A 21,997-nucleotide genomic window follows, 5' to 3' on the forward strand; every position below is an offset into this window, starting at 1 on the left:
AGGTCTTCGACCTCTCGTTTTCCCGGTGAGCCTGACGCTCCGGAGTGCCCCCAACGGGATTCGAACCCGTGCCGCCGCCTTGAAAGGGCGGTGTCCTAGGCCGCTAGACGATGGGGGCTCAGGGCCGGTGCCCTGTTCCGTGACGTCTTCCGTCGGAGACCTCTGAAGCATAGGGGACGTTTGCCCCTGATGCCAAAGCGGTTGGCGACGGTGAGCCTTTGATCGTTCCCGTTGGCTGCGGGACCTTCGTCGACTCCGGGAAAATTGTACGGCCAGGGTCAGGCTCGATATGACGTTCGCATTGGATCCACTGCTCGCCCAGACCGCCGACCGTGATGTCGTCCCAGGCCTGCAGGCGATGGGTGGACTTGCTGAAGTAGAGCACCGAGGCCATGAGAGGCGTGGGCTGGTCCTGTTCGAGGCCGCGGAGACCGGCGCCGCCCGTCGATCCCTGGACCATCAGCCTCGTCCCCGTCCGCAGCAGCTCGGTGGACCGCTGGTGCATGTGGCCGGCCAGCACGAGCGCCACGGATCCGGAGAACCCCCGGCCCACCGTGGGGTCGTGGACCGCCACGATGTCGGCTCCGATCTTGTCCGGGGCCGACGTCGACGGTGGTCGCGGCCATTCCGGCGGCGCGAGCTCCACGGAACGGGAGCGGCCGAGGTTGTAGAGCGCCTGGCTGGAGTCGTCGGACAGCCGGACGGACTTGTCCGGCGTGAACCGGGGGTCGCCGATGCCGTAGATGTTCAGGCCCTTGACCGTCGCGGCGACATCGTCCAGCACGATCGCGTTCTTCTGCCTGGCGACCGCCCGCTGGGTGGTCAGGGAGTCGTGGTTGCCCCGGACGAAGACGTACGGCACGCCGAGGCGGCCGATCTCCTTGACGTACTCGTTCTCGGCTCCGGTGCCGTGGTCGCTGATGTCGCCGGTGTCGATGATCAGGTTGACCTTGAACTGGTCCTTCAGCGACTTGATGACGTTCCAGCCCACGGGGTTGATGTGCAGGTCGGAGACGTGCAGCACGCGGATGGTGTCCGGGTCGGGGTCGTAGATGGGCAGCGTCGACCCGGCCTCGTAGAGCCGTGACACATTTGTCACCAGTTTGGCCAGCTGTCCGCGGTACTCGGAGAACCGGCTCACGATCGACTGGGCGCTCCCGACGAGGGACGGCACGCCCGTGAGCAGCCCGGTGTAGCGGGGCTCGGAGACCGAGCGCGGATTGAACGTCACGGCTGACAGCCCGCCGAGAAGGACCACCATGACGAGGGAGCCGGCGCCGGTCCACGCCGCCTTGGAGAGGCGCCGGAAGACCACCAGGCCAGTCAGGAAGCCGGCGACCACCGCGCAGATCAGCGCGCGGATGACGAGGCGGCGCAGGCCGTTGGCCACGTCGCTCTCGATCATCATGGGGAGCCGGTCGGCCCATCGCGGGTTTCTCAGGATCTGCTCGGCCGCGTCGGGATGGACGGCCTCGATGTCCAGGCTGAGCCGTACCGGGCTGTTGTGGCTGTTGAAGCTGAGCGTCCCGAGCGGGCGGACGTCCACGACGGTCTCGCCACTCCAGGAGGGCTGCAGGGACATCCCGATGTCCGCCGGGCCGACGGGCGTGTCCACGGACGCTCCCAACGCCAGCCCCAGCCAACCTCCGGCCACGGCGGCGAGCACGATCGCCAGGACCCGCGCCGCCCGGCCGCTACCGAACCGCCGGGCGGTCGCCTTCCACCCCGAGATATCCATGTCCTTCCTGACTACCCGAATTCGCGACCAGTCGCGCCCGCATGCCCTCCAGGATCAGGGACAGGCCGTGCTCGAACGAGGCGTCGCTCTGGGGGCCGCCGGTCTCGGCCATGACCGCGCGCAGGTTGGGGTACGGCGCGAGCCCCTCAAGCGCCTCCTCGAAGTGAGCGGGATCACTCAGCCCCCGTTCCCGATCCGCCTGCTCCTCAAGCACGAATCCGCCCAGAAAGCTCGCGAGCGTGCCGAGGCCCCACATCGCGTCGGTGCCGCTGAACCCGGCACGCCGCAGCGATTCCAGGATGAGCTCGACGGCCGCGAGCGTTCCCTGGCCCGGGTGGGTGCCCGCGGTGAGCCGGACCACGTCCCGGTGCGAGTTGAAGATCCTCCGCTGGCCCCGCATCCAGCCAGCCAGCCAGCCCTCCCATGACTCGCCCTCGGCGAGCGGAAGGAGAGGGGGAGCCTCCCGCACGGTGATGACCTCGGACATCTCGTCCAGCAGCTCCTGCTTGTTCCTGAAGTGCCAGTAGAGCGCCGGTGCCTGCACGCCGAGCTCGGCCGCCAGCCGGCGCAGCGTCAGCCTGTCCAGCCCGACCTCGTCGAGGAGCCGCAGAGCCGTACTGACGATCTTGTCTCGTTCGAGGGCCACGGTTGACAGCTTAACGACGTTCAATCCATGCTTAACGTTGTTAAATTTAACGACGTTAAGGAGATGGTGTGATCTACGCGGAAGGGATCCGCAAGCGGTACGGCCCGGCCGAGGCGCTGCGCGGAGTCGACCTCGACGTGCCCGCGGGCACGGTGTGCGGCCTGCTCGGGCCGAACGGCGCCGGAAAGACGACGATGGTACGCGTCCTCACCACGCTGCTGCGCCCGGACGGCGGTACGGCCCGGGTGGCCGGCTGCGACGTGGTGCGGGACGCCGACCGCCTGCGCTACCGCATCGGCCTCGCCGGCCAGCACGCCGCCGTCGACGAGCTGCTCACCGGCCACCGCAACCTCGTCCTCTTCGGCCGGCTCTACCACCTGCCCCGCCGTACGGCACGGCTGCGGGCGGACGAGCTGCTCAAACGGTTCGGCCTGGCGGACGCGGCCGACCGGCCCGTCAAGACGTACTCCGGCGGAATGCGCCGCAGGCTCGATCTGGCTGCCAGCCTGATCGTCTCGCCACCCGTGCTCTTCCTCGACGAGCCGACGACGGGCCTCGACCCACGGAGCCGGCTGGCTCTGTGGGACATGCTTCGCGAGCTGGTCTCCGAGGGCACCACCCTGCTTCTCACCACCCAGTACCTCGACGAGGCCGACCACCTGGCCGACCAGATCGTCGTGATCGACTCCGGGCGGGTCGCGGCCTCCGGCTCCCCGTCGGAGCTCAAAGCGAGGATCGGCGGAGACCGCGTGAGCGTCGTCTTCCGCGAGGCTGCGGACCTGACCGAGGGCGTCCAGGTCGTTCGCGCGGTCCTGCAAGGCGGCCCGGAGCAGCGGCTGGGCGACGAAGCGGACGACAGGCTGGAGATCGACCAGGGCGAGCACCGGCTGGCCGTCCCCGCCGAGCATGGCGCCGCTTCCCTCATCAAGATCGCCGCGGCCCTGGACGCGGCCGGGATCGCCGTCGAGGATCTCGGGCTGCGCCGGCCCACGCTGGACGAGGTGTTCCTCCAGCTGACCACGCGACCGAACGGGCAAGAGGCCGACGGGGCGAACGGGGCCGACGGGCCGAACCGGCACGGGGCCAGCGGAACGAATGGGCACGGAGCCGACGGGCCGGCCGGCCGATCTGAAGGGATGACCGCGGCATGACCGTCCTCGACACGCGAACGCCTGCCACTCCGCCCGCCGCTCCCCCCGCCACGACGGCCGGCCGGCTGCGCTGGGTCCTCATCGACGCCCTGACGATCGCCGGGCGGACCTTCGCCAGACTGCGGGCGCAACCGGGCGAGATAGCCGGCTTCCTGGTCTTCCCCGTGATCATGACCGTGCTGTTCGGGTACGTCTTCGGCAGCGCGATCAGGCTGCCCGGCGGGGGCGACTACCGGAACTACCTCATGCCCGGCATCTTCATGCAGGTCATGGCGCTGGCCGCGGTCGCGTCCGCCACGGCCGTCGCCGAGGACATGGCTCTTGGGATCATCGACCGCTTCCGGGCGCAGCCCATCGCGCGCAGTGCCGTACTGGCGGGACGGAGCGTCGCGGATCTGTCCATGCACCTGCTCACGCTGGCCTCGATGGCGGTCTGCGGCGTGCTCATCGCCGGATGGCGCCCGCATGGGACGCCTCTGGAGACTCTCGCGGGCTTCGGGCTGCTGGCGCTGTTCGGGTACGCGATGATCTGGGTGGGCACCTACATCGGGCTCTTCGTGAAGAACGGGGCGCAGGCCGACGCGGCCACGTTCGGATGGCTGTTCCCCATGACGTTCCTGGCGAACGCGTTCGTCCCGCTCGAAGGGCTGCCGGGCTGGCTGCGGCCGATCGCGGACTGGAACCCGATGAGCGCGGTCGTCTCCGCCGCACGCCTGCTCTTCGGCAACCCCGGCTCGGCGGCCGCGTCCTGGCCGCTCCGGCACCCGGTGATCGCGACGCTCTGCTGGTCGCTGCTGATCCTGGCGGTCTTCGTGCCGCTTGCCGTACGGCGGTATCGGACGGCCACCTCGCGGTGACACGATGAGGGGGTGATCGACGTCCCGCTGAAGAGGTTCGAGGAGCTCGTGGCCGAGGCGCTGGACACGATCCCGCCGGAGCTCGCCAAGGTCATGGACAACGTCGTGGTCGTCGTCGTGGACGACCCGCCCGAGCCCGGGCTCCTGGGGCTCTACACCGGCATCCCGCTCACCGAGCGCGGCGACTGGTATTCGGGGGTCCTGCCGGACCGGATCGAGATCTACCGCAATCCCACGCTGGAGATCTGCGAGACCGAGGAAGACGTGGTCGAAGAGGTACGGATCACCGTCGTTCACGAGATCGCCCACCATTTCGGCATCGACGATGAGAGACTTCACGAACTCGGCTGGTAATCACAGGGTTGCAAAGCGTCGAAACAGCGGGCACTGTAAGTAACATATTGGCGACGGTCTGTTAGATGCAGCCCGGCGAGCTCAGCCCGACTAGTCGTACGCGCAGCAACCCCGGCAAGCCCAGCGGAGTCACATGGCGGCCACGAAGCCCAGCCGGCTATCAGGGAGGCACCGCCGTCCACCCGAGGGCCGAATCACATACGGCGAAGTCGTCGCCATCAGGGAGTTCCGCGCGCTGTGGCTCGGGCAGGGCATGTCGCTGCTCGGCGACCAACTCGCGCAGGTGGCTCTGGCCGTCCTCGTCTACAGCCGGACCCAGTCGGCGCTCGCCACGGCCGCTGTCTACGCGCTGACCTACCTGCCGCCGATCATCGGCGGACCCCTGCTGGCCGGCCTCGCCGACCGTTATCCCCGCAGGCGGGTCATGCTGTACTGCGACTTTCTGCGGGCGGCCCTGCTGGCTCTGATGGCCGTGCCCGGCATGCCGTTCTCGGCGCTGTGCGCGCTGGTCTTCTGCGTCGTGCTGCTCAGCGCGCCGTTCTCGGCCGCCCGCGCCGCGCTGCTGCCCGAGGTGCTCGAAGGCGATCGGTACGTCGTGGGATCGGCCATCCAGAACGTCACCAACCAGGCCGTCCAGATGCTCGGCTTCGCCGCGGGCGGGGCCGTCATCGCCGGCCTGGGGCCGTACCGCGCGCTCGCGCTGGACTCGGCGACGTTCCTGGGGTCGGCCCTGGTGATCATCTCAGGGGTACGGCGGCGCCCGGCGTCTCTGCGCGCCGACGGAGCGCGGCTGTCGATGTGGACCATGACGAGGGCGGGCGCACGGCTCGTCTTCGGCGACCGGCGGCTGCGCACTCTCGTGCTCTTCGCCTGGCTCTGCGGCTTCTACGTGCTTCCTGAGGGGATCGCCGTGCCGTACGCCGCGAGACTCGGCGGCGGGACGCTGCCCGTGCCGGTGATCACCGGACTGCTGATGGCGGCGATGCCGACGGGGACCGTGGTCGGCGCGTTCTTCTTCAGCCGTTTCGTCACCCCGTCAGGGCGGCTGCACGCGATGGGGTGGCTGTCCATGCTGACCTGCGCACCGCTGATCGTGTGCGCGATGCGGCCGTCGCTGGAGGGCGTCATCGCGCTCTGGGTGCTGTCCGGAATCGGCGGCGCCTACCAGCTCGCCGCGAACGCCGCGTTCGTCCAGTGCGTCCCGCCCGCGGGGCGCGCCCAGGCCTTCGGGCTCGTCCAGTCCGGGCTGCTGGCCGCCCAGGGGATCGGCATCCTCATCGGAGGCGTGGCCGCGCAGAAGCTCGGTCCAGAGCCCGTGGTCGCCCTGGCCGGAGCGGCCGGGCTCTCGGTCGCGGCCGTGCTGGCCATGCTCTGGACCGAGTCTCGTACGGAGATCATCGCCAAGGTCCGGGCCGCCGCCTGACTCAGGCCTGCGGCCTGTCCTCGGGCTTGTCCTCGGGCTTGTCCTCAGGCTTGTCCTGGGGCTGAACCACGGGCTGGACCACGGGCTTGTCGTCGGGGCCGTTCTGCGGGGTGGGCGTCGGGGCGGGAGCGGGGGTGGAAGCCGGGGTGGAAGCCGGCGCCTGGCCGTACGGGTGGCTCTCGTAACCGGCGGGCTGCCGGCTGCCGTAGGGGGCCGGCTCGGCGGGCCGGTTCCAGGTGCTCTGCGCGTGGTCCCACCTGGCCTTGGCGTCCTGCCAGACGTGACCGTCCTTGTTGTTGCTGATGAGGTCCTGGGCGATGGAGGTGGGCTTGCCGTCCTCGGGAAGCAGCAGCCACGCCACGGCGTACACGCCGGCTCCGAGGCCGCCGAAGAACGTCGCGACGGCGAAGGCGAGGCGCAGGATGTTCGGGTCGACGCCGATGTACTCCCCGACGCCGGAGCAGACTCCTGCGATGATCTTGCCGTTCCGGGTGCGGCGGAGCTGCTTCACTGAACCGTTGGTGTGCATCTCGTTCATGCCTCCACACTGCCCTTTTCGCGGCCCTCGGCACATCGGGATTCCCCCTGGTCGGACCCGGAGCGGGCCCCTATACGCTGACCTTCATGGACGACCTCCTCAACCTCGACGACCAGCTCACCGGCGAACAGCGGATGGTCAGGGACGCCGTCAGGGACTTCGTCTCCCGCCAGGTCCTCCCCCGCGTGGGCGACTGGTTCGAGGAGGGCGTCTTCCCCGCCCGTGAGCTCGCTCCCGCGCTCGGCTCACTCGGCGTGCTCGGCATGCACCTCGACGGGTACGGCTGCGCCGGGCTCGACGCCATCTCGTACGGCGTGGCCTGCCGGGAGCTTGAGGCCGGCGACTCGGGACTGCGGTCGTTCGTGTCCGTGCAGGGATCGCTCGCCATGTTCCCGATCTGGAAGTACGGCTCGGACGAGCAGAAGGAGGAGTGGCTGCCCGCGATGGCCGCCGGCGACGCGATCGGATGCTTCGGCCTGACCGAGCCCGACCACGGCTCCGACCCGGCCGGCATGCGCACCACCGCCAAGCAGGACCCCTCCGGCGACTGGATCCTCAACGGCGCCAAGATGTGGATCACCAACGGCTCCATCGCCGACGTGGCCGTGGTGTGGGCGCATACCGACTCGGGCATCCGCGGCTTCGTCGTCCCGACGTCGACGCCCGGGTTCTCGGCGCCGGAGATCCACCGGAAGATGTCCCTCCGGGCGTCCGTCACCTCCTCGCTCTATTTCGACGACGTACGGCTGCCCGCGTCAGCCGTACTGCCGGGTGTGACCGGTCTGAAGGGGCCGCTTTCATGCCTTTCCGAGGCGCGGTTCGGGATCGTCTGGGGGGTCGTCGGCGCGGCCCGCGCGTGCCTGGAGGCCGCTGTGGAGTACGCCACGACCCGCGTCCAGTTCGGCAAGCCGATCGGCGCGTTCCAGCTCACGCAGGAGAAGCTGGCCTGGATGGCCGTCTCTCTCGGACAGGCCGGGTTGACCGCCCTGCATCTGGGGCGGTTGAAGGACGCCGGCACGCTGCAACCGCGGCAGGTCAGCTTCGGCAAGCTGGCCAACGTGCGGGCGGCTCTGGACATCGCCCGCCAGGCCCGTTCTGTGCTCGGGGCGAACGGCGTGACGCTGGAATATCCGGTAATCCGGCACATGAACAACCTGGAGTCCGTGCTGACGTACGAGGGCACCCAGGAGATCCACACCTTGGTGCTCGGCGAAGCCCTCACCGGCCTTCCCGCGTACCGATGACGCGGCGTCTGGTCTTCGGTGAGGCGGCTTGCTGAGAGGGTTCGGGTCGCGACGCGGTTGGTGGGTGGGATCTCCGGGAATGCGGTGTCGGGTACGGGTCCCGAGGCCGGTGTCAGGCACACGGGTTCCGTCGCCCGGATATCGTGATCGCGTCGAAGTGCGTCGCCGAAGGCGCGGTAGTCTCTGTACCCTGCATCTAGCAAGGGGTGCTAGCTCAATGGCAGAGCTGCGGACTTTTAATCCGTAGGTTCAGGGTTCGAGTCCCTGGCGCCCCACCACTCCACACCACCGCTGACCTGCGATTTCTCGACCAGAGGCTACCTTGCGACGAGAAGTTGATCTCGGATGTTGGCTCGTTGTTTGCTCGCGTGTCGCCCGCCTGGCACCCAACCAGCGGACTTCAGGAACGGACTCCTCCCAGAACCGCGAGAACCAGCGGACGAATAATCCGTAGGCTGGTACGACATCTCGATGGCGCGCGATCACACCAGCGAGCCATGCAGGGATAGCCCCAAGTTCAAGGGCTACCCTGATACCAGGGCCTCGGCAAAGTCGGTTGAGCTTCGTTTGATCAGGTGATCCCGAGAATGGCCAGGGGTCGTGTGGCATCTCGGGCGAGGTGGCGGATGGCTTTGGCGATGTTGTCGACGCCGGTCAGGCGCAGAGCACTGATCGCGAGATTGCGCAGGGTGGCCATGGCGCGGGGTGCGTTGCCGGTGCGGACTTGGGAGTGGTCCTCGCCGTAGGTGACGTCGCGGACCCAGTGCAGCTTGTTCTCGATGGTCCAGTGGCCGCGGATCCAGGTGGCCAGATCGGCGGGGCCGGCCTGGAAGACGGGCAGGCTGGTGATGGCGTAGACGGTGACGGTCCGCCACTTACGTCCTGCGGCGATGCCTCGAACTTGGCGTTTGACCTGGATCGCCTGAACAGCGTGGGGGAACAGCAGCCCGGCTTTCACACTGACCACCTTCAGCGCGCGTCGTTCCTCACGGCCGTGAGCACGGTCACTGCTGCGGTGATGGATGTCCACCTGGCGCCATGGCAATGCCCCTGCGGAATGGACCTGCGAGCCTCTTGGGACGACGGGAAAGAACACGCCGCCCATCACGCAAGATGGGCGATCGGCGTCCGGCTCCCCAAGAACTTGGAGTGGTGGGGCGACCTGGCCGTGGTGACAACCGAGTCACCGATCGCTTGGCGGAAGCTGACCTATCAAGTGGCGCGAATGCCCCGCAGGGAGAATGGCTACGCCTTCAACTCGTGGTCCCACCTTGGCGAGCCTGAGCAGACCCCGGACAACGTACGGTGTGGGTGCCGACAATCGTTTCACAGGGTTTGATCTGGGGTTTTTCCCTACTCGGTAGCTCGGCTCCGGCAGGATTGCAGGATGGCTCTGCGGCTGCTGTACTTGATCGTCTTGAGGGTGTTCGGCTGGATCGCGCTGCTCGCCCGATCACAGACGTCGAAGGACGTGGAGATCCTCGTACTGCGCCATCAGCTCGCTGTACTCCGCCGCCAGGTCGCCACTCCCCGGCCATCGTGGGCCGACCGGGCGATCTTGTCCGCGCTTGCGCGACTACTCCCCCGAAGCCGCCGACAGCATCTGTTCGTCACACCGCGGACGCTCCTGCACTGGCACGCCGACCTGGTGACGCAACGTTGGACCTACCCCAAGCGCGGACCGGGACGACCACCGACCCGGCCCACGATCCAGACCCTGATACTGCGGTTGGCTGCCGAGAATCCGACCTGGGGGTACCGGCGCATCGCCGGTGAGATCGCCAGCCTGGGCCGGAAGGTCTCCCCGGCCACCGTGTGGGCGATCCTCAAGAAAGCCGGATTCGATCCGGCACCCCAGCGCAGCGACCCGACCTGGGCCCAGTTCCTCAAAGCCCAGGCCTCGGGAATCCTGGCCGCCGACTTCTTCCATGTCGAGACGATCACACTCGCCCGGTTGTACTGCTTCGCCGTCATCGAGCACGCCACCCGCCGTGTCCACATACTGGGGGTCACGGCGAACCCGACCGCCAACTGGGTCGCCCAGCAGGCCCGCAACCTGATGCTCGACCTGGGTGATCGAACCGCCGACTTCCGATTCTTGATCAGAGACCGAGACCGCAAGTTCACCGCGCCCTTCGACGAAGTGTTCAAGACCGAAGGCATCCGCGTGCTGCTCACCGCTCCGCAAGCTCCTCAAATGAACGCGATCATGGAACGTTGGGTGGGCAGCGTACGCCGCGAGATCCTCGACCGGATCCTCATCATGAACGCCGCGCACCTGCGCACGGTCCTCGCCAACTACGAGACCTATTTCAACGAGCACAGGCCGCACCGCGCGCTGAACCAAGCCAGCCCACTGCGGGCACTACCGGACCCCATCGACGCCGACATCACGGTAACCCGACGAGACCGGCTCGGCGGCCTCCTACATGAATACTCCCAGGTCGCATGAGGTGACACGATAATCAGCACCCACAGGATCGGCAGGCCGTACCAGACCGACGACACGACCTGGGGACCTGGGCGTTGAGCAAGGCGATGGACGCGGCCAAGCTGCTCGACGGCGATGTGACGCGTGCCGTGGCCGACATCGCCCTCATGCTCGCCACCCCGCAGGAGGCACTGGCCGCGCCCGGCATCGTCGAGCGCATCACCACCCTGGGCGGCGGCGCCGCCCGCTTCTCTTGCCACGGCCCTTCCCGTCCCGACCTCCTGGCCGCTCTCGCGGGCTAGGACGGCCCCCTGGAACCGGCGGCCGGAGCGAGGGCGAAGCTGGCCGCCGCTTCCGCATGCAGCCGAGCGCTCGGGAAGAGCGGGATACCGATGTCCTGCTCACTGATCAGGAGCTCGATTTCGGTGCAGCCGAGAATGACGCCTTCGACGCCCTCTGTCGTCAGTTCGGCGATGATCCGCGCGTAGGCGTCCCTGGAGGATTTCTTCAAAACTCCGCGCACCAGCTCCTCGAAGATCACATCGTGGATCAGCTCGCGCTGCTCACGCTCCGGCACGACGACGTCCAAGCCGTGCGCGGCCAGCCTGTCTCGATAAAAGGACTCCTCCATCGTGAAGCGAGTCCCCAGCAGGCCGACCTTGCGCATTTCCCTGGCGCGCACCTCGGCGCCCACGGCGTCCGCGATGTGGAGCACGGGGACATTCGCGGCCCGCGTAACCTCATCGGCCACCCGGTTGAAGGTGTTGCTGCAGATGAGCAGGACGTCGGCACCGGATTCCTCTAATTTCCTGCCGGCGTCGACGAGCAGCGAGCTCACCTCGCCCCAGCGGTCGGCGAATATGAGGTCTTCGACCGTCGTGTAATCGACCGACCAGATGAGGCTGTTGGCGGAATGGCTGCCACCCAGCCGCTCACGCACCCGCTGGTTGATGATCTGGTAGTAGATGACAGTCGACTCCCAGCTCAGCCCGCCGATCAGACCGATAGTACGCATGAGACTCCGTTTCATCGTTCAGGTACCGTCGCCTGTGCCAGCTCGCGTGCGCAGGCGCTGAGCCCGATCTCGCTGGACGCCTTGACCAGCACCACGTCCCCCGGTTCGAGCAGCTCGGCGGCCAGGCTGACAGCCCCGGTCACGTCCTCGACCGTGACGACGGCGACGCCCAGGTTCGAGGACTCCGCCTCCTGCGCCATCGCGACGGGATCGCCGGGACCGACCGCGATCAGCACGTCCACGCCGAGCTCGGCCACGAGCCGGCCCACCTCCACGTGCCGGGAGCGCGAGGCGTCCGCCTGCTGCCCCATCGCGCCGAGCACGGCGACGGTACGGCGGGCGCCGGCCAGCGCCTTCAACGCCCGCAGCCCGGCCCGCATGGATTCGGGGTTGGCGTTGTAGGCGTCGTTCACGATGGTGACGCCGTCGGGGCGTTCGAGAATCTCCAACCGGCCCGCGGAGCGGCGCCTGGCCGCGTTCAGCCCGCTAGCGATCTCGTCCGCGGAAAGGCCCCGAGTGACGGCGGCGGCCGCGGCGGCCAGGGCGTTGCTCACCTGGTGCTCGCCGATGAGGTCCAGCTTCACCCGGGCGCAGCCGGTGGGCGTCAGCAGCTCGAACGAAGCCCGCGCCCGGTCGTCCATCCGCACGTCGTCGGCGCGCACGTGCGCCCCGGCGGACCTGCCGTACATGACGATCTGGGCTCGGGTGCGCCCTATCATGCCCACCACGTACGAGTCGTCGGCGTTGAGCAGCGCGAACCCGTCGGCGGGCAGCGCCTCCACCAGCTCCCCCTTGGCGGCGGCCACGTCTGCCAGGCCGCCTCCCATGCGCGCCACGTGTGCGGCGCCGACGTTGAGGACCACGCCGACCTGCGGCGGAGCGATCCGGGTGAGATAGGTCAGGTCCCCCTTGCGTCCGGCGCCCATCTCCAGAACCAGATATCTGGTCGCGGCATCGGCACGCAGGACGGTGAGCGGCAACCCGAGCTCGTTGTTGAACGACCTGTCGGTGGCGATCGTCGGCGCGTGCCGTTCGAGCACCTGGGCCAGCAGGTCCTTGGTCGTGGTCTTGCCCACGGAGCCGGTCAGGGCGATCACGGTCGGGCTGATGTGGCCGAGCACGCACCTGGCCAGCCGGCCGAGCGCCAGCTGGACGTCCTCGACCACGAGGGCGGGCACGCCCACGGGACGGGAGGCCAGCACGGCGACGGCGCCGCCGGCGACCGCCTTGGCCGCGTAGTCGTGGCCGTCGACGCGGGCGCCGGCCGTGGCGGCGAACAGGCCGCCCGGCACGACCTCGCGGGAGTCGACGGCCGAGGGCGCCGTCACCAGCGCGTCCGGGTCCTGGACGTCATGCAGGCCGGCTTCGAGAAACCGCGCGATCTCGCTCAGCTTCATGGGGATCATGAGCCACTCCTCGCGAACGCCAGGTCGATGAGGCGTCGCAGCAGGTCGCGGTAGGGCACGCCGCTCGCCGCCCAGGACTTGGCATAGACCGAACGCGGGGTGAAGCCGGGCATGGTGTTGATCTCCAGCACGTACAGACGTCCCGTGTCCTGCTCGTAGAGGAAGTCGACGCGGGACAGGCCGTAGCCGCCGATCGCGCGGAAGGCGCGCAGGGCCAGCTCGCGCGCGTCCTCGGCCACCCGTTCCGGCAGCGCAGCCGGGATGGTGGCGATGTCCGCCCGGCTGAGGTACTTGGCCTCGTAGTCGAGCCACGCGCCGCGCACATTGAGCTCGCCGGGCACCGAAGCCAGCGGGTCGTCGTAGCCGCCGAGCACGCCGCAGATGAGCTCGCGCGCGTTCACGCCTTGCTCGACGATGACCACCCGGTCGTGGGTGAACGCCAGCTCGACGCCCGCGCGAAGCTCCTCCATGGAGGTGACCCGGGAGATGCCGATGGAGGAGCCCATGTTGGCCGGTTTGACGTACATCGGCCAGTCGAGCGACTTCACCACGCTCCAGAGATCGGTCGTGGTGCGCCATTCGTGCTCGGTGAACCACACGTGCGGCGTGACGGGAATGTTCTCGGCCAGGAAGGCGCGTCGCATCGCCACCTTGTCCATGGCCACGGCCGAGGCGAGGACGCCGCAGCCCACGTAGGGGATGCCCAGCGTCTCCAGGTGCCCCTGCAGGACGCCGTCCTCGCCGAACGGCCCGTGCAGCACGGGGAAGACCACGTCGGCCAGGTCGCGGCGCAGCTCCACCGGCCACCTGCCCTGCCTGTCGATGATGATGGCGATGGGCTCGTACAGGTCCCTCGGCAGGGCGTTGAGGACCGCCTGCGCCGATTGCAAGGACACCTCGTGCTCGGCGGACGGCCCGCCTGCCAGCACGGCCACCCGCAGGCGTTGGGTCACGATCAATCAGCCTTTCTCTCTTGCCGTGGGGGACGGCGCCGCCGGTCAGCACGACGGCGATGTCCGGGCCGGCCCGCGTGTTCTGTCAACGTGTCTTCGAGCGTCGACTCATCGGCTGATCAGTTCCCATGCCATTTGCTGTCCACTTGCCGATCGGGGTCGTCGCCGTCAAGCCGCTTACTCGTCGAGCACTGGTGCGGCTGCGCCGTGCGGGAGCATGAGCAGCACCTGCTAGACGTACTGCTGGGTGATGCTGGAACCGCCCTGGCTCACCCCGCCCGAGGAGACGCAGCACGAAGACCCAGACGTAGTCGTACTGGGCTCCTCCCCAGGCGTACTGCCCGGCCAGGGACTTCACGAGGCCGATGTAGAAGGCGCCGAGCATGGCGCCGCGGCCAGGAGCGGTGAGACGACCACGGCCAGCACGCCGGTCCACAGGACGATCACCGACCCCAGGACGAGCCAGGAGTCGACGAAGGGCGGGGGCACGGCAGCGGCGCGGTGGCACCCGGGTAGAAGACCCGGACCACCTCCTGCAGCAGGATCGACACTCCGAGGGCCGTGATCAGCGGTGCCAGCCTGTGCGCGTCGCGCAACGGCCGGTAGGCCAGCCGCTTCATCAGAACCGCGACGGTCACGGACACGGTGACCGCCGCGACGCACAGCATCGGAAGCGCCACGTACCACGGCACTCCTTCGGGCAGCAGGTACACGTAGGCGAAGTGGGCGCCGAACGCCCCCACCATAAACACCTCACCGTGCGCGAAGTTGATCAGCTGGACGATGCCGTAGACCATGGTGTAGCCGAGCGCGATGAGTCCGATCAGCGCGCCGAGCACAAGGCCGTTGACGATCTGCTGGGCCAGGGTCGCCACAGGTCACTTCGCCTCGAACTGACCGCTCCGGTAGCGCACGCCGACGCGTGAAGTGCGCCCGCGGCGAAGCCGACCGTCAGCTGATGGCGGTCAGCAGCTTGCGGCGGAAGATGCCGGGTGCGGGGTAGCGGGAGGCTTCGGCACCCAGGGTCATGATCAGGTCGATGAGGCCGGGCCGGGCCAGGACCTGCTCGGCAGGCTCCAGCATCGAGCCCACGTCGGCGAGGGCCCGCAGCAGGTCGGGGTGGGAGAGCTTGGCCGCATCGAGAGCCCTGATGACGTGCCAGGCCGGGTCGCCGGTTTCGTACTGCTCGCCGCGGAGCGCGGCGTCGATCTCGGCGAGCCGGTGGGCGTCCCAGTCGCGCAGCGCCCGGTAGTAGGGCGCGGCTGTGGTCTCCAGCGCCTCAGCGAAGACCAAGGCCAGCTTGACGGGGTCGCCCGCGTCCACTGTGTCGATCGCCTCCCGCAGCAGAGCGCCCTGCACCAGGCCCATCGACAGCCCCAGCCCGAACGTGGTGTTCGTCGTCGCCCAGGCGTCGCCCAGGGCGAGCAGACCCGTCACGACGGGGAGCCCGTCGGCGACCAGGTCGCGCCGCCTGGCGTGCCCGGCCGACATGACCTGCACGCCGGTGATCGGCTCGCCGTGCCGCGCCCAGTGGGTGAACTCCGGGAAGAGCTCGATCGCGCGGTCCCAGGCGTCCACCTCGCGCAGGGCCCGCAGATCGCGGTCGCGGCTGGAGGCCACAAGGATCAGGGACCAGGTGCCGTTGTCGCCGGGGAGGGTGCCCGCGGTGACGGTCTCCTGGTGGATGAGGGGCCAGTGCACCGCTTCCGGCAGCCCTTGGCCGCTGTCGCAGTAGTGCCGGGCGTAGTAGATGAACCCGGCCTCGGCCCGCTCCTCGGTGTCGCGGATCGGGCCGAGGTCGGCGAGCATCCTGGGGATCTGCGAATTCCGGCCGCTCGCGTCCACGATCAGGTCGGCGTGAAGCACCTCGCCGTCGCGGGTCTCGACCCCGGCGACGTGCGGCACGCCGGGCAGCCGTTCACTGCCGGAAACAAGCCGTGCGACGCCGTCGCCCCGCCGGACGGTGACCCCAGCGGTGCGTGCGGTGACGGTGGCCAGCGCGAACTCCAGGACCGGCCGGCGGGCGGCCATCGTCTCGTAACGCTCGTCCCCAGCGAGCCTGCCCCCCACGGCAGGCACGCTCCATGCTCCGCCGAGCATGTTGTGCCGCCTGCCGCCCGCCGCGTCCATCTCGGCGACCACCTCGGGCAGCTCCAGCGCCAGCAGGGCCAGTGCGCGAGGCATCATCACATGGGGCAGATGGAACTGGCTCACCCCCGGCCGCTTCCAGGACGTCCACGCCTCCTGGCCTGTCGAGGGCACCTCGGCGGGATCGCGCTCCAGTACGGTGACCCGATGGCCCCGCCCGGCGAGCAGCATCGCGGTGGCGAGTCCGGTCGGCCCGGCTCCTATAACGATAACGTTCATGGTCATTTGATCACGATCCCGCCGGTAACCGCCCGTTTACCAGGCCAGGCGGTGTCCACTTTCCAGCCATCCGTCGCCTGATAAGGCGGGGGAACAGCCGCACAATTCAACGTGTTACGGGCGTCGAACTGATCGTCCGCGGCATCAGTGACCGCCTCGCGCCATTTCACGGGATCAGCAGGGTCTTGCCGAGTGCTGTCCGCGCGGCGATGGCGGCGTGGGCGTCGGCGGCGCGCTCCAGCGGGAACGTCTGGCCGATGGCCGGTCGCAGTCGTCCCGCGGCGCCGTCGGCCAGCGCCTGCACCGACATCTCGTGCATGGCGGCGAGCGAGGGGAACACCGCCCCCATCGGCACCAGGGTGACGCCCCGCGAAGCCGCCTCCTCCTCGGCGACCTGGGTCATCGTCCCGCTGCCCGCGCCGAACGCGATGAACCGGCCGCCCGGCGCGACCAGCTCGAAGCTGCCGCGCCCGATCGCGCCGCCGATCGCCTCACACGCGACGTCCACTCCCTTATCGCCGGTCGCCTCCCGTACGCGGTCCTCCCAGCCGGGCAAGGTGTAGTCGATCGCGACGTCGGCGCCCCGCTCGGCGGCGAGGGCGAGCTTGGGTGCGGAGCTCGCGGTCGCCACCACGCGCGCGCCGGCCCGCTTGGCGATCTGGATCAGCAGGCTGCCGACGCCGCCGCCCGCAGCCCCGATCAGCACCCACTCCCCCGGCTTCGGCGCGACGGCGCGGGCGATGCCCAGTGCCGTGCGTCCGTCGTTGAGCAGGCCGACCGCGTCCTCGAAGCCGAGCCCGTCCGGGATCGGGATCACCATGGCCGCGTTCACCGCGACCTTCTCCGCATAGCCGCCCGACCCCCCGGTCGTGGTGGCAACCCGCCGCCCCACCAGCGCGGGGTCGGCGTCCGGCCCCACCGCCACGACCGTACCCGCCACGCCATTGCCCTGAATGACCGGCAGCGCAGGCAGTGGCATGGGCGCCGAACCGGAGCGCACCAGCGTCTCTATGTACGTGATGCCGATGGCCGCCGCCTCGACGAGAACCTGTCCCTCACCCGGCACCGGATCCGGAGTCTCCTCGGCCACCAGCACCTCGGGCCCACCGAACTCTCTCAACCACACGGCACGCATCTATGTCTCTCCTTTTGTTTGTTTGAAAGGAATTAAATGTCCAGAAGTGGGCTGTCCGTCCGGAAGCCCAGATAGTGGCCATTTCCTGGCCAGTCACCTGGGACGCCCGGTGGCGGGCGGCCTGCCGAGTACTTTCGTGTCAGCGGCTCAGGAGTTCGCGAAGCTCCGCGGTGATCTGCTGGGGGGCCTCTTCGGCCATGAAGTGGCCGTGGCTGACGGTGGTGTGCCGCAGGTCCGGCGCCCAGGCGCTCCACAGGGCTGCCGCGTCGAAGCCGAGGGCGGCGCCCCAGTCCTGCTGGAGCACGGTGACCGGCATACGTAGCCGGTTGCCGGCGTCCCGGTCGGCCTGGTCGTGGGCGACGTCGATGCCGGCGGAGGCGCGGTAGTCGGCCACGATCGAGGGCACCGCGTCGCGGCAGGCCTCCAGGTAGGCGGCGCGGACGTCGGCGGGGATGGCCTGCGGGTCGTTGGTCCAGATGTCGAGGAAGTGGCCGAAGAAGGCGTCCGGGCTGGCGGCGATCATCTGCTCGGGCAGGCCCGGGGGCTGGGCCATCAGGAAGAGGTGGAACCCGACGGCGGCGGTGACACCGTGGAGCACCTCCCACATGTCCAGGGTGGGGAGCACGTCCAGGCTGGCCAGGTGAGTGATCGTCTCGGGGTGGTCGAGTCCGGCGCGGATGGTGACCAGGGCGCCGCGGTCGTGCCCGGCCAGCGCGAAGCGCTCGTGCCCCAGCGCGCGGGCCAAGGCGACGATGTCCGCGGCCATCGTGCGCTTGGCGTAGGTCTCCGGACCGGTCTCGGCCGGCTTGTCACTGACGCCGTAACCGCGCAGGTCGGGACAGATCACGGTGTGGTCGGCCGCGAGGTCGGCGGCGACGTGCCGCCACATCAGGTGGGTCTGGGGGAAGCCGTGCAGCAGCACGATCGGGGTGCCCGAGCCGCCGACGGCCGCGTTCAGGGACACGCCCTCGGCGACCGGGACGCGGTGGTAGTCGAAGCCGGAGATGGTCGGTGCCATGGGGTGTTGCTCCCATCGGTTGCCGGAGACGCCCGCCGATCGGTGGACATCGTCGAGCCTGCCGGACGCGAATCAGCATCCGGTCAGCGCGTACCGTGGCGGCTAGAGGAGAGCGCGGGAGGTGAGGATGGAGCGGATGGAGCGGGTCACCTTTGGTGTACTCGGGCCGGTGGTGGCCTGGGACGGCGCCGGTGGCCTGCTGGCGTTGAAGGGGCCGCGGCACCGGGCGGTGCTGGCTCGGCTGATCGTGGCCCGCCGCCGTGTGGTCCCGGTGGCCCGCCTGGTAGCGGAGCTGTGGGACGAGCCGCCGGAAGGCGCCGTTGGGGCCGTGCAGACATTCGTCGCCGCGCTGCGCCGCGTCCTGGAGCCGGATCGCCCGCCCCGGGCCCCGGCCCGTCTACTGGTCACGGAGGGCCCCGGGTACGCGCTGCGCGCCGAGCCGGAGGCAGTGGACGCCTGGCGGTTCGAGGCGGCCGTCGGCGTCGCCGCGAAGCTGCCGCCCGGGCAGGCGCTGGAGCGCCTCGATGAGGCGCTGGGGTCGTGGCGCGGCCCGGCCTACGCCGAGTTCGCCCAGGAGGAGTGGGCCCGCGGCGAGCGCTCCCGCCTGGCCGAGCTGCGGCTGCAGGCAGTGGAGCGGCAGGCGGACGCCCGGCTGGCCCTCGGCATGGCCGACGAGGCGGTGCCCGACCTCGACGCGCACCTGGCGGAGCACCCCTGGCGCGAGGACGCCTGGCGACTGCTGGCGCTCGCCCTGTACCAGGGGGGCCGCCAGGGGGACGCACTGGCGGTGCTGCGCCGGGCCCGGGCTACTCTGGCCGACCATCTGGGGCTGGACCCGGGCCCGAAGCTGCGCCGCCTGGAAGCGGAGATCCTCGCCCAAGACCCGCGTCTGGACCCGCCGGACGGGCCGGAGACCGCGGCGGCCCGGGTGTGGACGCAGGCGACCGCGGCCTACCACCGCACGGCCACCGGCGCCCGGGCCCGGATGGAGTCGGCGGTCGGCCTGCTCAGGAACCTCGCGGTGACGGGGAGCGGCGGCCTGGAGGCGGCCCGGGAGCACCGCTTGGCGGCCATCGCCGCGGCGGAGGAGTTCGGCGATCCGGACCTGACCGCCCGGGTGATCGGCGCCTATGACGTGCCCGCGATCTGGACCCGCGGCGACGACCCGCCGCAGGCGGAGAGGATCGTCGCCGCCGCCGAGCGCGCCCTGGCCGCCCTGCCGCGTGCCCCGTCGAATGACGCCGCGCGGTGCCGCCTGCTCGCCACGATCGCGCTGGAGATGCGCGGCACCCGCTCCCCGCGCGGGCCGCAGGCCGCACGCGAGGCCGGGGAGATCGCCCGTCGGCTGGACGATCCCGCGCTGCTGGCGTTCGCCCTCAATGGGATGTTCATGCAGTCCTGCACCCGGGCGGGCCTCGCGTCGCGGCGCGACGCGATCGGCGCGGAGCTGGTCGCGCTAGCCGCCCGGCACGGCCTGGTGACCTTCGAGGTGCTCGGGCATCTGATCCGGCTGCAGGCGCGCAGCGCGCTGGCCGACTTCTCGGGGGCCGACGAGCACGCCGCCGCCGCGGACCTGCTGGCCAAGCGCCACGAACGACCGCTGGTGGGCGTCTTCACCCAGTGGTACGGCGCGCTGCGCTTGGCCGCCGCCTCCGGGCAGCTCGCGCAGGCCGAGGCCGCCTACCAGGAGGCCGCCGCGCGGCTGGAGGGTGCCGGCATGCCCGGCATGGAGCATGGTCTGCTGCCGCTCACCCGGCTGTGCCTCCGCCTGGCAGACGGCGCCTCCTCCGCGCAGGAGGCCGCCGAGGTCGTCGACCCGGACGCGGACTGGGGCCCGTACCGTCCCTGGGCCGAACCCTTCGTCCTGCTGCGCGCGGGCCGCCACGCCGAGAGCCAGGCGGCGCTGCACGCTCTGCCGGAGCCGCCCGCGGACCTCATGTACGAGGCGCTGTGCTGCCTGCAGGCCGCGGCCGCCCTGGAGCTCCGGGACCGGGCCGTGCTGGAACGGGTACGCGCCCGCCTGCTGCCGGCCGCGGGCGAACTCGCCGGCGCGGGCAGCGGGCTGATCAGCCTTGGCCCCGTGGACCGCTGGCTCGCCGCGATCACCACCGCACTCCACCCCTCGGCGTCCCCGGCCACCGGCGATCGGTAGGCGTTACCGGTCGACCTGTTTCTGTTACTGGCCTGCCGCGCCGAGGAGCCTTGCCACGAGCTGGTGCGCGTACGCGCCGTCAAGCCTGTCCGGGCGGAAGAGGATCCGGTACATCATGGGTGCGACGACGTGGTCGATGACCGTCTCGACATCGGGCGGACTCTGCCCGCGATCGGCCGCACGGGCCAGGATGACGTCGATCTGCTCGGCCGCGTAGGCCGAGCACTGGCCCGCGTTTCTGCCGTCCGGGTCGCCGAGCAGCGCGTCACGGATGTAGGCACGGCCCGAGGCAGAGGCCATCTCCTCGAGGAACTGCTCGGCCCAGGCCTCGAGATCGGACCCCAGGTCCCCCCAGTCCTCCGGCGACGCCTCGGGCCGCAGGCGCTCGACAGCCACATCCGACAGCAGCTCCTGCAAGTCACCCCAGCGGCGGTAGATGGTGGACGGGGGTGACTCCGGCGCGGGCGGCCACCAGGGGCACCGTGAGATGACCCATCCCGCCATCACCAGCTGTGCCGACATCGACCCTGACCAGGCCGAGGCCACGCGCCGCTCGCTGCTCACCTCACTGGCCGACACGGGGACCCTCGTGTTGGGGACCCACTTTCCGCCGCCCACCGCCGGGCGCGTGATCACCTATGGGGACGTCCACCGGCTGTCACCCGTCCCCGCGGTCCGACAGGCCGTCTCGCACTGACCCCGCTTCACCTCCTGCGCGCGGGGCCGCCGCATATTCAGACGGACGTCGGTAATGGCCCGCTGTTCCAGGTCATGGCGTCGCCGAAGGCGGCGATGAGATCCACCTCGCCGCCTGCCGCGTCGGCGTAGGCGCGGTGCAGGTTGAGCACCAGGCGTTCGGCGTCCGCCCAGTCGGCGAGTGGCCCGTGCCCCGGCACGATGTGCTCGGCCTCGAAACCCGCCAGCCAGTTCAGCGACTTCAACGCCCCTTCGAGCGACCCCATCAGCACCAGCGGCGTGAGCCCGTTGAACAGCAGGTCGCCGACGAACAGCACGCGCTCCTCAGGAAGCCACGCCACCACGTCCCCGGCGGTGTGCGCGGCATACCCGGGGTGCCGCACTTCGACCCGACGCGTGCCAGAGTGAAGCGTCAGCCCCGATCGGAAAACCACGGACGGGACTCGGCGCGTCACGTCTCCCCAATCGGGCACCGGAGCCCAGATAGGCGGGCACCCGTCGGTGAGCCGATCGGCCAGCAGCGCGTCCCGCATCGCTTCGTGCCAGAAGATCACCGTCTGCTCCGGTAACAGGCTGTTGCCGTAGGTGTGATCCCGTGCTGGTGAGTGTTCACCGCCATCCGCACAGGGGGCGTCGCCGGTCGCCTCGGCGACCGCCCGCAGAAACCGGCGGGTACGCCGCTCTGTCGCGCACGTATCGACGATCAGTACGCCGTCGTCGCCCGCCACCGCTCCGGCGTTGTTCACCCACCAGGTCCCGTCCGGCTGCAGCCAGGCGAAGACCCCGGCGACGACCTCGCGCAGCCCTGCCGCTTCGGCATGCTCCCCCACGATCACAACTCCATGCGCCCGGCCGACTCCCTCGGCAGGTGAC

At 70.0% G+C, this 21,997-nt stretch carries 21 protein-coding genes, 2 tRNA genes and 1 pseudogene; 10 read left to right on the top strand and 14 right to left on the bottom strand.

Annotated elements, in window-relative coordinates:
* Window positions 1-45 precede the first annotated feature (45 nt).
* From ABH927_RS17185 to ABH927_RS17195, 3 genes are all read right to left on the bottom strand, one after another.
* Window positions 46-118: transfer RNA gene (locus ABH927_RS17185), tRNA-Glu, on the bottom strand.
* Window positions 119-1,738 (bottom strand): metallophosphoesterase, encoded by a 1,620-nt coding sequence (locus ABH927_RS17190; protein WP_370022647.1) that lies wholly within the window; start codon window positions 1,736-1,738, stop codon window positions 119-121. It abuts the tRNA gene before it with no gap.
* Entirely contained in the window at window positions 1,695-2,384 is a 690-nt protein-coding gene (locus ABH927_RS17195; RefSeq protein WP_370022649.1) for a TetR/AcrR family transcriptional regulator C-terminal domain-containing protein, read from the bottom strand. Before ABH927_RS17195 ends, ABH927_RS17190 begins: the two co-directional genes overlap by 44 nt.
* Window positions 2,385-2,452: 68 nt before the next feature.
* Here ABH927_RS17195 and ABH927_RS17200 point away from each other — a divergent pair, with 68 nt between their 5' ends.
* From ABH927_RS17200 to ABH927_RS17215, 4 genes are all read left to right on the top strand, one after another.
* Window positions 2,453-3,535 (top strand): ATP-binding cassette domain-containing protein, encoded by a 1,083-nt coding sequence (locus ABH927_RS17200; protein WP_370022651.1) that lies wholly within the window; start codon window positions 2,453-2,455, stop codon window positions 3,533-3,535.
* The gene (locus ABH927_RS17205; RefSeq protein WP_370022653.1) at window positions 3,532-4,392 is read left to right on the top strand and encodes an ABC transporter permease; all 861 of its coding nucleotides are present in this window, start codon (window positions 3,532-3,534) and stop codon (window positions 4,390-4,392) included. Before ABH927_RS17200 ends, ABH927_RS17205 begins: the two co-directional genes overlap by 4 nt.
* A 12-nt stretch (window positions 4,393-4,404) precedes the next feature.
* Window positions 4,405-4,746, top strand: a complete 342-nt coding sequence (locus tag ABH927_RS17210) for a metallopeptidase family protein (RefSeq protein ID WP_370022655.1) — start codon at window positions 4,405-4,407, stop codon at window positions 4,744-4,746.
* 133 nt (window positions 4,747-4,879) lie between these two features.
* A complete protein-coding gene (locus ABH927_RS17215; RefSeq protein WP_370022657.1) occupies window positions 4,880-6,169 on the top strand; it encodes an MFS transporter in 1,290 nt (429 codons plus the stop codon).
* A gap of 1 nt (window position 6,170) precedes the next feature.
* On the opposite strand, the gene ABH927_RS17220 is transcribed toward ABH927_RS17215, so the two are convergent.
* Window positions 6,171-6,707, bottom strand: coding sequence for a PspC domain-containing protein (locus ABH927_RS17220; protein WP_370022659.1), 537 nt, complete (start codon window positions 6,705-6,707; stop codon window positions 6,171-6,173).
* Between the two features lie 86 nt (window positions 6,708-6,793).
* On the opposite strand from ABH927_RS17220, the gene ABH927_RS17225 reads away from it, so the two are divergent.
* Entirely contained in the window at window positions 6,794-7,951 is a 1,158-nt protein-coding gene (locus tag ABH927_RS17225; protein WP_370022661.1) for an acyl-CoA dehydrogenase family protein, read from the top strand.
* A 203-nt stretch (window positions 7,952-8,154) separates the two neighbouring features.
* Window positions 8,155-8,229 (top strand) — tRNA-Lys (locus ABH927_RS17230).
* A gap of 293 nt (window positions 8,230-8,522) precedes the next feature.
* On the opposite strand, the gene ABH927_RS17235 is transcribed toward ABH927_RS17230, so the two are convergent.
* The gene (locus tag ABH927_RS17235) at window positions 8,523-8,981 is read right to left on the bottom strand and encodes an ISAs1 family transposase (protein ID WP_370022663.1); all 459 of its coding nucleotides are present in this window, start codon (window positions 8,979-8,981) and stop codon (window positions 8,523-8,525) included.
* Window positions 8,982-9,338: 357 nt separating this feature from the next.
* Here ABH927_RS17235 and ABH927_RS17240 point away from each other — a divergent pair, with 357 nt between their 5' ends.
* Both ABH927_RS17240 and ABH927_RS17245 read left to right on the top strand, forming a co-directional pair.
* Window positions 9,339-10,403 (top strand): integrase core domain-containing protein, encoded by a 1,065-nt coding sequence (locus ABH927_RS17240; RefSeq protein ID WP_370022665.1) that lies wholly within the window; start codon window positions 9,339-9,341, stop codon window positions 10,401-10,403.
* 74 nt (window positions 10,404-10,477) lie between these two features.
* Window positions 10,478-10,684 carry a hypothetical protein gene (locus ABH927_RS17245; protein WP_370022667.1) on the top strand — a complete coding sequence of 69 codons (207 nt, stop codon included), beginning with the start codon at window positions 10,478-10,480 and terminating at the stop codon, window positions 10,682-10,684.
* On the opposite strand, the gene ABH927_RS17250 is transcribed toward ABH927_RS17245, so the two are convergent.
* The 7 genes from ABH927_RS17250 to ABH927_RS17280 form a co-directional block, all read right to left on the bottom strand.
* On the bottom strand, window positions 10,681-11,397 hold the full coding sequence (locus ABH927_RS17250; protein WP_370022669.1) for an aspartate/glutamate racemase family protein: 717 nt from the start codon (window positions 11,395-11,397) through the stop codon (window positions 10,681-10,683). The genes ABH927_RS17245 and ABH927_RS17250 overlap by 4 nt on opposite strands.
* Before the next feature lie 11 nt (window positions 11,398-11,408).
* Window positions 11,409-12,803: a UDP-N-acetylmuramoyl-tripeptide--D-alanyl-D-alanine ligase gene (murF, locus tag ABH927_RS17255; protein WP_370022671.1), complete on the bottom strand. Its 1,395-nt coding sequence runs from the start codon at window positions 12,801-12,803 to the stop codon at window positions 11,409-11,411.
* Entirely contained in the window at window positions 12,800-13,756 is a 957-nt protein-coding gene (locus ABH927_RS17260; protein ID WP_370022673.1) for a D-alanine--D-alanine ligase family protein, read from the bottom strand. The genes murF and ABH927_RS17260 overlap by 4 nt, the downstream gene beginning before the upstream one ends.
* A 443-nt stretch (window positions 13,757-14,199) precedes the next feature.
* Window positions 14,200-14,631, bottom strand: a complete 432-nt coding sequence (locus ABH927_RS17265) for a branched-chain amino acid ABC transporter permease (protein ID WP_370022675.1) — start codon at window positions 14,629-14,631, stop codon at window positions 14,200-14,202.
* 76 nt (window positions 14,632-14,707) lie between these two features.
* Window positions 14,708-16,129 carry an FAD-dependent oxidoreductase gene (locus tag ABH927_RS17270; protein ID WP_370022676.1) on the bottom strand — a complete coding sequence of 474 codons (1,422 nt, stop codon included), beginning with the start codon at window positions 16,127-16,129 and terminating at the stop codon, window positions 14,708-14,710.
* Between the two features lie 160 nt (window positions 16,130-16,289).
* On the bottom strand, window positions 16,290-17,258 hold the full coding sequence (locus tag ABH927_RS17275) for a zinc-binding dehydrogenase (protein WP_370022678.1): 969 nt from the start codon (window positions 17,256-17,258) through the stop codon (window positions 16,290-16,292).
* A 139-nt stretch (window positions 17,259-17,397) separates the two neighbouring features.
* Window positions 17,398-18,276: an alpha/beta fold hydrolase gene (locus ABH927_RS17280; protein ID WP_370022679.1), complete on the bottom strand. Its 879-nt coding sequence runs from the start codon at window positions 18,274-18,276 to the stop codon at window positions 17,398-17,400.
* A gap of 136 nt (window positions 18,277-18,412) precedes the next feature.
* Between ABH927_RS17280 and ABH927_RS17285 the strand changes: the two genes are divergently transcribed.
* Window positions 18,413-20,428 carry a BTAD domain-containing putative transcriptional regulator gene (locus ABH927_RS17285; protein WP_370022951.1) on the top strand — a complete coding sequence of 672 codons (2,016 nt, stop codon included), beginning with the start codon at window positions 18,413-18,415 and terminating at the stop codon, window positions 20,426-20,428.
* Window positions 20,429-20,452: 24 nt separating this feature from the next.
* On the opposite strand, the gene ABH927_RS17290 is transcribed toward ABH927_RS17285, so the two are convergent.
* Window positions 20,453-20,845 carry a TetR-like C-terminal domain-containing protein gene (locus ABH927_RS17290; protein WP_370022681.1) on the bottom strand — a complete coding sequence of 131 codons (393 nt, stop codon included), beginning with the start codon at window positions 20,843-20,845 and terminating at the stop codon, window positions 20,453-20,455.
* Window positions 20,846-20,864: 19 nt separating this feature from the next.
* On the opposite strand from ABH927_RS17290, the gene ABH927_RS17295 reads away from it, so the two are divergent.
* Complete coding sequence (locus tag ABH927_RS17295) at window positions 20,865-21,125, top strand: hypothetical protein (RefSeq protein WP_370022683.1); 261 nt, start codon at window positions 20,865-20,867, stop codon at window positions 21,123-21,125.
* Between the two features lie 37 nt (window positions 21,126-21,162).
* Here the strand turns inward: ABH927_RS17295 and ABH927_RS17300 are convergent.
* A pseudogene (locus ABH927_RS17300) lies at window positions 21,163-21,954 on the bottom strand (MBL fold metallo-hydrolase).
* Window positions 21,955-21,997 lie beyond the last annotated feature (43 nt).

The sequence above is a fragment of the Planotetraspora sp. GP83 genome (assembly GCF_041262585.1).
Lineage (GTDB): Bacteria > Actinomycetota > Actinomycetes > Streptosporangiales > Streptosporangiaceae > JAOEGB01.

Excerpts from the sequence above, each read along its gene's own strand:
- ABH927_RS17280 (WP_370022679.1), bottom strand. The coding sequence starts at position 18,276 with ATGGCACCGACCATCTCCGGCTTCGACTACCACCGCGTCCCGGTCGCC.
- ABH927_RS17250 (WP_370022669.1), bottom strand. The coding sequence starts at position 11,397 with ATGCGTACTATCGGTCTGATCGGCGGGCTGAGCTGGGAGTCGACTGTC.
- ABH927_RS17225 (WP_370022661.1), top strand. The coding sequence starts at position 6,794 with ATGGACGACCTCCTCAACCTCGACGACCAGCTCACCGGCGAACAGCGG.
- ABH927_RS17240 (WP_370022665.1), top strand. The coding sequence starts at position 9,339 with ATGGCTCTGCGGCTGCTGTACTTGATCGTCTTGAGGGTGTTCGGCTGG.
- ABH927_RS17295 (WP_370022683.1), top strand. The coding sequence starts at position 20,865 with ATGGTGGACGGGGGTGACTCCGGCGCGGGCGGCCACCAGGGGCACCGT.
- ABH927_RS17275 (WP_370022678.1), bottom strand. The coding sequence starts at position 17,258 with ATGCGTGCCGTGTGGTTGAGAGAGTTCGGTGGGCCCGAGGTGCTGGTG.
- ABH927_RS17285 (WP_370022951.1), top strand. The coding sequence starts at position 18,413 with ATGGAGCGGGTCACCTTTGGTGTACTCGGGCCGGTGGTGGCCTGGGAC.
- murF (WP_370022671.1), bottom strand. The coding sequence starts at position 12,803 with ATGATCCCCATGAAGCTGAGCGAGATCGCGCGGTTTCTCGAAGCCGGC.
- ABH927_RS17220 (WP_370022659.1), bottom strand. The coding sequence starts at position 6,707 with ATGAACGAGATGCACACCAACGGTTCAGTGAAGCAGCTCCGCCGCACC.
- ABH927_RS17270 (WP_370022676.1), bottom strand. The coding sequence starts at position 16,129 with ATGACCATGAACGTTATCGTTATAGGAGCCGGGCCGACCGGACTCGCC.
- ABH927_RS17190 (WP_370022647.1), bottom strand. The coding sequence starts at position 1,738 with ATGGATATCTCGGGGTGGAAGGCGACCGCCCGGCGGTTCGGTAGCGGC.
- ABH927_RS17215 (WP_370022657.1), top strand. The coding sequence starts at position 4,880 with ATGGCGGCCACGAAGCCCAGCCGGCTATCAGGGAGGCACCGCCGTCCA.
- ABH927_RS17205 (WP_370022653.1), top strand. The coding sequence starts at position 3,532 with ATGACCGTCCTCGACACGCGAACGCCTGCCACTCCGCCCGCCGCTCCC.